Here is an 11578-nt window from a genome sequence, read left to right as displayed (position 1 = left end):
GGGAACTGCCATTTCCACAATCGTCGGTGCTGCACATCGACAATAATTAAACAACGCACCACGCATCGGTTTTGCTCCCGGTAGTAGTATGAGATTGGGCAATGATCCCACATGGGCGGATCGCCAGCACCAGAGGGCTCTGTCACAATTGAACGGCGATTCTGTCTTTGGAACCTTCTCGATAAACCTGTTCCGATCAATAGAGAGCATCAAGCTAAGGATTTGGCCATACCCGCCGGTGAAAGGGACGCTGTGCTCGCCGAAGCGGCGCTCGGTAGAAGAGGCCGGCTCAGTCGACCGGCACCTGGATGTCGACGTGCGGTGGCCGCGGCTGCGCGGCGATGAAATAGCCGAGCCGGTTCACGAAGTGGAAGCCACTCAGGACATAAAGCGTATCGTCGTCGCCTTCGACCAGCGTCCAGACGCGGTCGGCGGGTGTGTCGTGGATATGCGCCAGCTCCGGACCGAAGGTCTCGAACATGAGGCCGTCGAAGGGCGCGCTCTCGGCGAGTGAATTGGGCATTGGCCGGTAGGCCTCCAGCCAATCGTCGTAGATCATCGTTAAATGCGGAAATGTTGAATCCGTCATCGGTCAATCTCCTTGTCTGATATGAAGCGCCCCGCCGGAGCGGGGCGGGGTGAAATGGCGCCGGTCATCGCTGGTCGGCCTCCGGCTGATACGCGCCGATATAGTAGGTGGTCAGCTCGTGCTGCTCGCCCTCGGCGGGTCCGAGGTCGGGCATCTCGCCGTCCTTGAAGCGGGCAAGCGCGATCGCCCCCGGATCGCTGATATCGTCGGTGAGCGGCACGACGTAGCGGTAGACGATGAGCTGCTCGACGGCGATCTCAGCGTATTCGACGCGGCGCGTCGGATCGTTGGTCGTCATCGTATTCATGGTCGAAATCTCCTTCGTTGAAAGGGGCGGCGCCGCCGCCGGAGCGGCGGGGCCGGTTGCCGTCAGCGGGCCCAGATGAGGGTCGGCTTGCCGTTGCGGTCGACGAGGTTGGCGTAGACCGGGGCCGGGAAGCTCGGGTCGTCCAGCTTCACCGAGATGTAGCTGTTGCCGCCCTTGCTGGTGCGGTTCCAGGCCGCGCCCATCTCGGCGGTGCCCGCCATCACGCGGAAGTCGGGGGCGTTCTCGCCGCCGTTCTCGACGGGGGTCAGGGCCACCTTGGCCTTGAAGGTCAGGGTCCGGATGTCGCCGTTGTAGCCGCTGTCGGTCTTCGTGAAAGTGCCGATGGTTGCCATGTCTAAGTCTCCTTTCAGTTCGTTGGAGGCCGCGCCCGTCGCGACCTTTCCATGGCCAGCCAAAGGCGCCGGACAGAGCCGGCCCCTGCACCCGCCAGGGCGGAAGCGGAGCGGACGACGGCAAGCGGGCTGTTTCTGGAATTGCGCGAGGAAGGCCGTCAGGCCGGGGAAGAAACCGACCGCACGCCGTTGCGGGGACCGGCGCCGGCGTCAGGTCTGCCATGCGAAGGAAAGGGCGCAGGGCGCGTGTGGCTCACCAGCTGAAAGGGGACGTGGCAATCCATGGCGTCGTCACATGGCGGGCGGCTGCGACGGCATCCCGGACATGGACGTTCGGCCAGGTGGCGGACACGCAGACGTGCGAAGCGGCGAAAGAAAAGCCCCCGCCCGCGATAGCGGGCGGGAGCCGATGAAAAGGGCGACTGAACAAGCAAGGCAGCCGCAACGGCGAAACGTCTCGGTAACTGACTGGCGCCCGCCGCTACCGCCGCCTCGGCCCGCGCAGCAACCGCAGCAGCGTGACGAGAATGGCGTAGCCCACCGGTACGGCGATGGGGAAACCGAGTAGCACCCATAGGGTGTCGTCGGGGTCGCCGGTCATGTTGGTGACGATGGCCATGAGGGCGATGACGATGATCGCGCCAAGGATGGTGCCCATGGTCGTGTCCTCCGTGTTCGGATGAAAGGAAGGGTGGTGCAGCCGCAGCCGCAGCCACAGCCGCGCCGCGCCACGCCGCCGAGGGGTCAGGCCGCGTCCGCGACAGACTCACTGGCCTCGACAGGCTCAGCTTCGGGCTCGGCAGCGTCGCCTGCCGCCTCCCCCTGCTCGGAAGTCACGGCGGGGAACTGCATGGCTCCCGGCAGCCAGTCCCGCCCCTTGCGGTCGTGGTCGGGCGCGTCGTCGGCTGCATCCTTGGTGCGCTCGAAATTCCGCACCAAGGCCTCGACCATGGCCTTCTTGGAATAGTCCTTGAGACGCCCCATGCGCTTGACCGCGCCGCTTTCGGTGGCGATGGCCTCCAACTGGTCCTTGCGGCGGCGGGACAGGAACGCCCCGTCGGGCCGCCAATGGATGCGCATATCCACCTCAAGGTCGGCGGCGATGCGGTTGAACAGGCTCTCGCCGTCATCCAGCGCGTCCATATCACCCTGCCCGAAGGTCAGCGCGGTCAGCAGCAGGTGAACCTGCTCCAGCTCCGCGTCGGACAGTCCCTGCACGACCTCATAGAGGGCAAGCGGCTCCTTGCGGCTGCGCAGCAACCGCACCCACGCCCCGCGCGCCGGCGCGGCATAGGGAGAACTATTGGGCTCGATGCCGAGCGCCTGCGTCGTTTCCTCGGCTTCCCGCGCGATGCCGTTGTAGCTGGTCGGCTGCACCTCGGCCTCCGCGAAATAGGCAAGCGCCGGATGCGGGTCGAGATGGACGCGCCCTGTCCAGTCATAGCCCTGCATCATGCCGATGACGGCCACTTCCTTCGCCTTGCGGGGATTGGCGAGAAGCTCCTCCATCACGGCAAGGCTCTTGTGGGCGCTCACCATGCGGATGACGGGGCCGGAATACTCGGGCTTGGGCTTCGGCGCGGCGGGAGCCTCCTGGGTGTCCTCGGCCACGCTCGGACGCACCTCGCGCTTGACCAGCCCCTCGCGCACCTGCACCCGCCCCGATGGGGCGAACTGAATGACCACGCCGCCCTGCTCGCCGTCCTCGGCCTCGCGGTACTGCCACCACGGCACATAGGTCTCGTGCACCACCTCCACGAACGCCGCCGTCCGGCGGTGGGTGTCGGCCAACTGCTCGACGGCCTCGGATTGCAGCCGATAGAACTGCTCCACGTCGTCGAAGAAGGTGCTGGCGTCGTCCGCGAACAGGTCGGCGGTATAGCTGCCCTCGTAGCGGTCGAGCGGGAAGATGGCGAGCGCCACAGACGGCTTCTCGCCCGTCAGGATGCTGCGAATGTCGTCACCGTCGTAATGCCAGCCCTGCTCCAGCCGCTCGATGACGGCACGCTGTTGGTCGTGGGTGCCGAGCGTCAGCGCTTCGGCCACACCAAGGGACACCTCGCCTTCCCGCACCAGCGCTTTTACCTCGTCGCAGAGCGAGGCCAGCGCCACGCGCCGCTTGACGGTAAGCGCCGACACGCCCGCCTTGGTAGCCACGTCCTCAAGGCTCGCCCCGTCCGCCAACAGGCTGGCGAACGCCTTGGCCTCATCCATCGGCGGCAACTGCTCGCGCTGGATGTTCTCGATGGTGGCCAGCCGCAGGGTGTCGGCGGTGGACAGCCGCTTGCGGATGTCCACGGGCACGGGATGGTCGGCTTGGATATCGCCGCGCTCGGCCAGAAGCCGCAGCGCCCGATAGCGCCGCTCGCCGGAGACGATGTCGTAGCCTTTGCCCTTGCGGGGACGCACGACAAGGTTCTGCAAGAGCCCGTCCGTCTTGACGGACGCGGCCAAGCCTTCAAGCGCGGCGGCGTCCATACTGCTGCGCGGGTTCGCCTTCGGCGGGTTCAACTGGTCAAGGGTGATGGTCTCGATAGTCATGGTGTTCGTCCTTTCGTGATTTCTGGGTTTCGTTACGGGAGGCGCTCACGCCGTGATGCGGCCGCAGGCTTGGGCCTCGGCGGCATAGGCGGAGAGCGGCTTATCGGCGGTGAAATGGCGGTCGCGCTCGATGCCGAGCGCCCCGCCCATCAGTTTGACGCTGGCCAGTTCGGACAGGCGCACGCTGCCGAGTTCGGGACAGCCCATGCCGAGGTCACACAGCCCGAAAGCGATGTCCGGTTCGTCCGGGTCGATCTCCGTCAGGAGCCAGGTCGCGGCCCCACACGGGTTGAACAGCTTCACCACGGGAAAGAAGTCGTGCGCTTCCCCGTCGCTCTCGGGACTTTCCAGCCGTTCGGCGTTGGCCTTGCCGTTGGCGCGTAGCTTCCGCCGCTGGTCTTGGGTCAGTAGGTTCATGGTCTTGCCTCCGTTCAGTTGTTCGGTCGGCAACAGGGCAAAGCCCCGCGCCTGAACCCCTGCCGAGCGGCGAGCGTCCAATCGAAAGGCACGAAGTGAGAGAGGGGTGGCGAGCGCCGGATCAGCGCCGGGCGACAAGGCGGCCGCCCCCCTGGGGCGTCAGTCCGGCCCAACACGGGAGCGAAGCGAATGGAGCGGGCGGGGCCGGACGGCTGCCTTGGCCAAGCCCGGTGCGGCCGGCATAAGCTGGAAAGCAGGGTTCAAGCGCGCGGCACACGCGCGCTTAACAAAGACTGCGGCCCTCCGGGCCGACCGCTCGCGCCGTTCCGGGCAGGCGTTAGCCGCGGGGCTCCGGTACGGCGCATCGGGGGCGTTGCGGGGGTGCCCCCGCTCGAAGGGGTAACGGAAAACTGCCCGTGGCGGGTTGCAGCGATGGGAAGGCTTTCCCAACAACTCAAACCAGACAACGAGGTATAATTCCCAACCCGTCAATTTGAATTTTTGCTAGTATTCATAAGATATAGACTTAATTATTGAGGTAAGTTTTTGTGCGCAAATTTTACGTGTCCAAAATCTTCGCGGTTTTTGTGTTCTTGATTTCAGGCGATGCAATTGCTCAAGGAAAACTCTTCGCGGTGTCCGGACAGGGTCGTGGCGGTCCTGAACAGGCCGCTTTGGCCGCAAAAATCGACAAGCTGTACGACCTGGAGGCCAAAACGGTTGCCTGCGGCGACAGTGGGCGGCTTTATGGTCCCGGACACGCGGCCGCGAGCGGCGTGTGTGTGGACAGCGTCCAGATCAATGACCAGAACCTGACCGTGCAGGGGGATATCACCACCGAAAGTCGGCGCGTTTATCTGGGCTCTCAACGGCTGACCGGCGACGACAATTCCGCACTCTTCTACGACTCCAACCATGACACGGCGTCGCAAATGATCCTGCGCGACCAACAGGGCACACATTATGGCCGTGTACACGGTGGCGCCGACGGACAGGATATGGGGCTGATGGATAGCGACGGGGATTACTTTATCCATTCCCGGCTCAACAGCTATCTTCGGCTGATGGTCAACGGGACCGAGCGGCTGCGGATCTTGAACAACGGCAATGTTGGCATCGGAACGGGTGCGCCCACAGAGCGTCTGCATGTGGCAGGCGGTGCACGTATCGACGGGCATATTCAGTCCGGCTCCCGTGTGATCCGGGACGGCGGCGGCGGATGGGTGCGCAGCTACGGCGATACGGGCTGGTACAACGAGACCCATGGAGGCGGCTGGTACATGACGGACGGCACTTGGCTCAGAGCCTACAATGACAAGAGCGTCCTCACTGCAGGGCAGGTCCGTGGTGGCGAGTTGTATGCCACCGGCAATGGAAACGTGAACAATCTGTACATCAGATCCATTGGCAAGTGGGCCAGTCAGATCGGTACGCCAAGATCGTGCGCATGGGTTGGAACCGGGCAAGACGCTCTTCATGCCGACGATCGATGGCACTCGGCTGAGTGCCCTGCAGGCAAGTGGGTGGCGGGATGGAGATGTTTTGCATCAGAGTACCTAGACTCGCAATGCGCGATCAAATGTTGTGGTCTTTGATCGTAAAAATATTCTATACGACAATAGCATTGTTCGATTATTTTACGTAAAAGTCGAAGTGTATATTATAATTTTTTTCTGCGCGCTCGGGGATGTATTTGGGTGTGGTCAAAATGATTGAAGCGGCAAATTGCCAGCTGGATCATTCGTTTGATAGGCAAGAGAGCCGTCGGAAACCGAGGCCGCCTAAGCGGCGGCCTCGGTGTTTGCCCGGTCCTGAAGGCCAGCGAGGTAGTCGCTGGCCTGTGCCGCCTTCGAGGCGGCAGCGAAGATGGCCTTCTTATCGGCCTTGAGGACCTGGAGCCAGTTGTCGATGTACGCGGCGTGGTCCTGGCGGGGCGTCACGCTGATGCCCAGATCAGCGCAAAGGAAGGCGGCTCCAAGCTCGGCCACGAGCTCTTCCATGGCGTAGGCCTGATCGCCGAAGCGCTTGCCAAACTCCCGGTCGCAGCGGTGCTTGGCGCCACTCCAGTGCGTTAGTTCATGGAGCAGGGTGCTGTAAAATGCTTCCGTCGGCGTGCTGGTCTGGGTACCTAGGAAGCGCTCGCGCTCGGGCATCCGGATGAGGTCGTCTGAGGGACGGTAGAAAGCCCGCTCGCCGCCGTGCTTCACGGTGGCCCTGGTCGCCTGAACGAAGGCTTCCGCCGCGTCGATGGGCTCGACGGGATTCTCGGCCGCCGGCAGAGGCTCGGGCTCGTAGCCGTCCACCTGGTCCGCATTGAAGACCCATGAGGCCTTGGCGATAAGACGCTTGTTGTCGGTCTGCCAGTTGCCGTCCTCGCTTTCGAGTTCGTCGTCGGCGATCTCGATCTCCTTGTAGAACACCACAAGGCTCGCCTTCTCGCCCTTGCGCACCTGACACCCCTGCTTCTGCCACTGGCGGTACGTGCCCCAGATCCCGGTGCTGAAGCCACGGGCAGTGCCGGCGGCCCAGAGGGAGACCACGTTCACGCCGCGATAGGCGTTGGCGGTGTCGATGTTGGTGGGGCGGTTGAGACCCTCGCCGCTTCGGTGCCAGGGCATCTGCCAGTCGCCGGCGCCCGCCTCGATGGCGGCGATGATGTTGTTGGTCACTTGGGTGTAGACGTCGGGCTTTTTGCTCTTGGTCGTCATGGCTTCGCTCCTTTCCGTTTTGCGAGGCCGCGACCGCTGCGGCCATCCGATGGCTGCCGGAAAGGCAGGGGCGAAGCCGGGCGCGGCACCCGAAGGGCGGGAGCGAAGCGGACGACTGGGAGGCGGGTCTTTCTTGGAGCGAAGCGCGCGCGAGGAAGCAGGCGTCAGCATTGCGGGGAAGAAAGTCCCGCAGCCCTGTTGCCGGGAACGGCGTCCCTGCCAGGCACGCCACCCATGAGGAAGACCCGCCGGTCGTGCTGCTGAAGCCGGAAAGGACGTGCGATGCCCGACCGAGGGGCGAAAGACGCCTGACCCTCAGGGGGCAACCAACGCCGCTCGATGCGGAAGGCTGATTTGCTTGCCCGGTGTCAGGCGGCGAGTGCCCGGCCTACCAACATCGACGTCTCGCAAGCTGCCGTGCCGGGACGATTTCGGCCCGTTTCAGGCCGCCGGAAACTGGCGATCCTGGGCCGGGGCGGCTATGGTTTCGCCAGTATTGGCAATTGGAGGCGACGCACGGGAGGAAGCATATGGTGTTCGGCAAGATCTTCGGCGGCGACAAGAAAAGACGGCAAGAGGCAGAAGAAGCCGAGAACTTCCGCCGAGGGCTGGAACCGCCAATGCGGGCCTTGCTGGATCTGATCCACGACATGCCGGTGGACGGCACCTCGAAGATGCTGCTCCGACAGCGGATTATTCAACGCGACAGGGGCGAACTCGAACGAACGCTTCAGAACGTCATTCTGCCGAAGCTCGATCCTGCGTGGCAGGCGCGCATCAAGGAGCTGGGCAAATCCGAAGCCTGGATGACGTTCCTGGAGTTTCGGGAGACGCCCATGTGCCGCGTGAAGGGGGATGATCGCATGGATATGCTCCATATCGGTCAATTTCCGATTCCCCGCGAATTGTCGAAGACGCAGGAACAACACTACGCGCCGGTGGTCTTCTCTGGAGACGGGCACCTGCTGACCGTGGCTCCAACGGGCGCCGGCAAGGGGCAGAGCTTCATCCTGCGCAATCTCTATAACTACGAAGGGCCGACGGTCGTCTTCGATCCGAAGGGCGAGCTTTACCGGGAAACCGCATGGCGGCGTGACTGGTACGGCAAGGTGTTCAAGTTCGCGCCCGAGGACCCGGATACGGATTGCTTCAATCCGATGGACATGCTGACGCCGCTGCCCGGTGAGGATTCGGATGTGGTCTGGGACAACGCTCGCCAGCTTGCCGAGCTGTTGATCGAGCCCATGGGGAAGGAGCCGTTTTGGGACAACACGGCGAAGGACTTGGTCACGGCGCTGATTTTCTACGTCTACCACACCTATCCGCCGCGCCAGCGGAATATCCGGGAGGTGACGCGCCTTCTTTATCTCGACGAGGAACGGCGGGATGCGCTGATCGAGAAACTCAAGGACAGCGACGAAGAGCGACTGCGCGAGCTCGGCGCCACGCTCTTGGATGTGCACGAGAACATGCGCACGTCGATCACGCATACGCTGCGCACGCAGCTTGAAATCTGGCGCTCGGGCAAGGTCATGCGGGCGACCCGCGGCACCAGCCACGGCCTGCATCCGCACACGATCGCCGGCGACGATTACATGCGCTGGTGGCTGCATGCGGAAGGCGTGGAGGACAAACCCGGATTCTGGCTCGAAGACGACAACACAGCGATCACCGGAAACGCCCATACGGTGTTCGTGGTGGTGCCGCCCGAACAGATCAGCATGTACCGCTCGGTTGTGCGCGTCGTGCTCGGCATGATGCTGCAAGGGGTGATGGCGCATCGTCGCTATCTGGAGCGCGAGGCGCAAAACGGCGACTCATCTATGCCGGAGGGCCAGTGGCCGTTCCTGTTTCTGTTCGATGAGCTGCCCCAGCTCGGTTACATGCGGATTGTCGAGGACGCGATCTCAATTGCTCGTGGTGCGAATATCCGCCTTTGGCTCCTGGCGCAGGACCTCTCACAGCTCCGCAATGTCTATCCCCGCTGGGAGACGCTGGTCGCGAATTCCAGGGCGCAGATGTTCTTCCGGCCCAACGATCTCGGCACGGCGCAGTACATCTCCGATCTGCTGGGAGAGCATCCGGACTTGTGGGGCAACCGGACGCCTCTCGCCGCGCCGAACGAGCTGATCGGCGGCGCCTTTCGCGACGATGTGATTCTGCGGTTTCAGGGGCACAAACCGATCCGGGCGCGCATGCCGATGTTCTGGGACGAGAGCGAAAGCGCCAAGAAGATGGTGGCCAATGCGAAGGCGCGTCTGGGCGACGTGCCCGTGCGGGAACGGGAGCCGTGGCCGATCGACGGCTTGACGCTGGATGAGCTCAAAACCCAGAACGACGCTATGCGCAAGCAGGTGCCGGAGGGGCCGGTGGAACCGAGGGAAACTGACTCGGCGCTCGGCGAAGAAGAGGATGTAGGGCCGAATGAAAGAATGGCCCAGCCTGAGTCCGAGGGCGAGGCCGCCCCGGAGTACGAATTGACGGAGGACGGGCTGCCCAAGCCACCTCGGTTGGACTGATTGAAATAACGACCGTTTCTATACGTTGAAATGCTGCACTGCACGATGTCAGCGTTCCCGCGCCCCTGATATTTGCGTAAACTGGTTGCATAACATTTTCGAACTGCAATTGGTTTATGAAAGTATTTGTGAGTGCTTATTGGATATGCGCGCGTCTCCAAGTCCGACGAACAGAACACCACGGCTCAGGTAACCGCCCTTCGGGAGGCGGGGTGCGAGACAATCTATCAGGAAGCCGCCTCCGGTGGCCGCTGGGACCGACCGGAGCTCCAGAAGCTCCTGGACTATCTGCGGGCTGGTGGACGTGGTCGTCGTTTGGAAGTTGGATCGTCTCTCCCGCTCCCTGCGGGATCTCCTGTTTATCATGGAAAAGCTCGATGCGGCCGGCGCCGGCTTCCGGTCGCTGACGGAGTCGATCGACACGACGTCGCCCGGCGGCCGGATGCTGATGCAGTTGCTCGGGTCCTTCGCCGAGTTCGAACGGGAGATGATCCGCGAGCGGACACGCGCCGGCCTTGAACGCGCCCGCAAGGAAGGCAGGGTAGATGGTCGCCGACCGAAGCTGACTGCGGAGCAACAGCGTGAGGCCATTGACGCCGTGCGCTCCGGGCGCCGCACGGCCAGCCAGATGGCACGGGTCTTTGGTGTGCATCCAGCGACCATAAGTAGAATTCTAAAGTCAGAGGTGGTGAGAAAAGGCTAATGTGGTTGGGCTACTTCAGCAGCCACTGGCCATAAGCCTTGATGTCGATCATTGGCACGGTCCCGCTGAATTGGAGCGTAGAGATGAGGTCGAACAGGAACGCTGTAGCGGCCTTCCCACCTTCGTCAATCTCATACGTGACGCTATCCTCATTGAAACGGAAATGGCCGTGAGCTGCCACGCAGCCGAGGTTTAGACGCAGATCGCCCTTACCTGCTTCGATCGCCTTAACCATCGATTGGCCGAGCGCGGGTTTCCAATCACTTTCGAAGGTTAATATTCCGCCGATGATTGGGATCAAGGGCTTGGGCGGATAGGTGCCTCCAGCGTGAGGAATGGGCAAGCTGGTCCGGTGTAGACGGCGGACAGTCGCTATCTTTTGCTGCGCGTAGGAGACGTGATCAGCATTGAGAGACTGCTTCGCTTCGAAGGCCGCGTAAACACTTTCAGCGGGGATGATGAGCTGATTTTCGTAGTTGAATATAAAGGGTGAGTACTGCCGGTCGAAGACGACGACATCAATCTGGTCGCTGAAATTGCCCATGCTGTCCACGACGTGTGCGTTTGCAGCTTGATAGCGGGCGGGGAGATACTTCTGCAGCAGTTCCAGCCAGACGTTTTCACTTGCATCCCCTTTCGTACCGGCATGCCCGAAGCTCTGCCGGGCTCGCTGGAGGCGTCCTTGGATGTCATCGTGCAAGTTCGTTAATATGTCGGATAGCGACCATTCGCTCATTAAATTTCGTCCTTGAAAGGTGGGGTGGGCACAGTTCGTCGCGCTATTCCCAAAGCCCGTTTCGGCTCTACGGCTTTTGTGGGGTAGGCATCCAGAACAATCGAGGGGACGAGGCGTTGTGTGAGATCGGAGAACGTGAAGCCGTAGCCCCGCTCTTGAGTTGGTCCGGTTGCACTGACCATTTCGTCGGTCTCCGTCGCGGAGAATCCGAGTTCTGATAAGGCCGGTTGCAGCACTGCTCGCCGCTGATCGTCGTTTGGTCGATTGAACGCCAAGATGTCGGCGGCACGACGCTTTATAGCCGGATCAAGGGCATTGAGCCGGTTCGTGCACATCACAACCGCGGCCGGGACGCCGGCGTGCGCAATTTGGTCTACGCCGCGGATAAACGCGTTCACGCCAGCCCGATCTTCATGGTGCATCTGCGCCGCCTCGCGGGATTGCGCCAATGCGTCGGCCTCATCGACGAGAAGAATAAGTCCCCCGCGTGCCCGACCATTGTTGCCTTTGAGCTTGGTAGCTTCGGATACGGTGTAATCGAACGCCGCAGATAGGAGCTGGGTCATTTCTCCAACACGGCCTTGGCCGCGGCTAGTGGATTGATTCCAACGTTTGGAACCCTCGGCTTCGTGCGGCGATGATGGCGTCCGGATCGGCACGCCAGACGAAGGGCTTCGCCTCGCCGTCGTTGTGCTCGTCGACGAA

General features: G+C 62.5%; 11 protein-coding genes and 2 pseudogenes. 3 read left to right on the top strand and 10 right to left on the bottom strand.

Annotation, left to right across the window (positions count from 1 at the left end):
• Positions 1-289: 289 nt before the first annotated feature.
• The 6 genes from HNS03_RS25305 to HNS03_RS25280 form a co-directional block, all read right to left on the bottom strand.
• Complete coding sequence (locus HNS03_RS25305) at positions 290-589, bottom strand: hypothetical protein (protein WP_367198816.1); 300 nt, start codon at positions 587-589, stop codon at positions 290-292.
• 64 nt (positions 590-653) lie between these two features.
• Positions 654-896 (bottom strand): hypothetical protein, encoded by a 243-nt coding sequence (locus HNS03_RS25300; RefSeq protein ID WP_367198815.1) that lies wholly within the window; start codon positions 894-896, stop codon positions 654-656.
• Between the two features lie 62 nt (positions 897-958).
• Entirely contained in the window at positions 959-1249 is a 291-nt protein-coding gene (locus tag HNS03_RS25295) for a DUF736 domain-containing protein (protein ID WP_367198814.1), read from the bottom strand.
• 481 nt (positions 1250-1730) lie between these two features.
• The gene (locus tag HNS03_RS25290; RefSeq protein WP_164516655.1) at positions 1731-1907 is read right to left on the bottom strand and encodes a hypothetical protein; all 177 of its coding nucleotides are present in this window, start codon (positions 1905-1907) and stop codon (positions 1731-1733) included.
• Between the two features lie 86 nt (positions 1908-1993).
• On the bottom strand, positions 1994-3790 hold the full coding sequence (locus HNS03_RS25285; protein WP_367198813.1) for a ParB/RepB/Spo0J family partition protein: 1797 nt from the start codon (positions 3788-3790) through the stop codon (positions 1994-1996).
• Positions 3791-3835: 45 nt separating this feature from the next.
• Complete coding sequence (locus tag HNS03_RS25280) at positions 3836-4207, bottom strand: DUF2958 domain-containing protein (protein ID WP_367198812.1); 372 nt, start codon at positions 4205-4207, stop codon at positions 3836-3838.
• 548 nt (positions 4208-4755) lie between these two features.
• Here HNS03_RS25280 and pilV point away from each other — a divergent pair.
• Entirely contained in the window at positions 4756-5802 is a 1047-nt protein-coding gene (gene pilV, locus HNS03_RS25275; RefSeq protein WP_367198811.1) for a shufflon system plasmid conjugative transfer pilus tip adhesin PilV, read from the top strand.
• A gap of 186 nt (positions 5803-5988) precedes the next feature.
• On the opposite strand, the gene HNS03_RS25270 is transcribed toward pilV, so the two are convergent.
• On the bottom strand, positions 5989-6915 hold the full coding sequence (locus HNS03_RS25270) for an ArdC family protein (RefSeq protein ID WP_367198810.1): 927 nt from the start codon (positions 6913-6915) through the stop codon (positions 5989-5991).
• A gap of 530 nt (positions 6916-7445) precedes the next feature.
• On the opposite strand from HNS03_RS25270, the gene HNS03_RS25265 reads away from it, so the two are divergent.
• Together HNS03_RS25265 and HNS03_RS25260 are read left to right on the top strand one after the other, a co-directional pair.
• Complete coding sequence (locus HNS03_RS25265) at positions 7446-9434, top strand: type IV secretory system conjugative DNA transfer family protein (RefSeq protein ID WP_367198809.1); 1989 nt, start codon at positions 7446-7448, stop codon at positions 9432-9434.
• 132 nt (positions 9435-9566) lie between these two features.
• Positions 9567-10137 (top strand): annotated as a pseudogene (locus tag HNS03_RS25260) (recombinase family protein).
• Positions 10138-10147: 10 nt separating this feature from the next.
• Here the strand turns inward: HNS03_RS25260 and HNS03_RS25255 are convergent.
• From HNS03_RS25255 to HNS03_RS25245, 3 genes and pseudogenes are all read right to left on the bottom strand, one after another.
• A complete protein-coding gene (locus tag HNS03_RS25255; protein ID WP_367198808.1) occupies positions 10148-10873 on the bottom strand; it encodes a DUF6602 domain-containing protein in 726 nt (241 codons plus the stop codon).
• Positions 10873-11439, bottom strand: a complete 567-nt coding sequence (locus HNS03_RS25250) for an AAA family ATPase (protein WP_367198807.1) — start codon at positions 11437-11439, stop codon at positions 10873-10875. Before HNS03_RS25250 ends, HNS03_RS25255 begins: the two co-directional genes overlap by 1 nt.
• 25 nt (positions 11440-11464) lie before the next feature.
• Positions 11465-11578 (bottom strand): annotated as a pseudogene (locus HNS03_RS25245) (IS630 family transposase); the annotation flags it as partial.

Origin of the sequence: Amorphus sp. 3PC139-8, assembly GCF_040750475.1 — a bacterium.
In the GTDB taxonomy this organism is placed as follows: domain Bacteria; phylum Pseudomonadota; class Alphaproteobacteria; order Rhizobiales; family Amorphaceae; genus Amorphus.
This window is presented reverse-complemented; position numbering and strand designations above follow the sequence as displayed.

What these genes read in the sequence shown, in the direction of transcription:
- HNS03_RS25270 (WP_367198810.1), bottom strand. Translation starts at nt 6,915, where the DNA reads ATGACGACCAAGAGCAAAAAGCCCGACGTCTACACCCAAGTGACCAAC.
- HNS03_RS25305 (WP_367198816.1), bottom strand. Translation starts at nt 589, where the DNA reads ATGACGGATTCAACATTTCCGCATTTAACGATGATCTACGACGATTGG.
- HNS03_RS25265 (WP_367198809.1), top strand. Translation starts at nt 7,446, where the DNA reads ATGGTGTTCGGCAAGATCTTCGGCGGCGACAAGAAAAGACGGCAAGAG.
- HNS03_RS25295 (WP_367198814.1), bottom strand. Translation starts at nt 1,249, where the DNA reads ATGGCAACCATCGGCACTTTCACGAAGACCGACAGCGGCTACAACGGC.
- HNS03_RS25280 (WP_367198812.1), bottom strand. Translation starts at nt 4,207, where the DNA reads ATGAACCTACTGACCCAAGACCAGCGGCGGAAGCTACGCGCCAACGGC.
- HNS03_RS25285 (WP_367198813.1), bottom strand. Translation starts at nt 3,790, where the DNA reads ATGACTATCGAGACCATCACCCTTGACCAGTTGAACCCGCCGAAGGCG.
- HNS03_RS25300 (WP_367198815.1), bottom strand. Translation starts at nt 896, where the DNA reads ATGAATACGATGACGACCAACGATCCGACGCGCCGCGTCGAATACGCT.
- HNS03_RS25255 (WP_367198808.1), bottom strand. Translation starts at nt 10,873, where the DNA reads ATGAGCGAATGGTCGCTATCCGACATATTAACGAACTTGCACGATGAC.
- HNS03_RS25250 (WP_367198807.1), bottom strand. Translation starts at nt 11,439, where the DNA reads ATGACCCAGCTCCTATCTGCGGCGTTCGATTACACCGTATCCGAAGCT.
- HNS03_RS25290 (WP_164516655.1), bottom strand. Translation starts at nt 1,907, where the DNA reads ATGGGCACCATCCTTGGCGCGATCATCGTCATCGCCCTCATGGCCATC.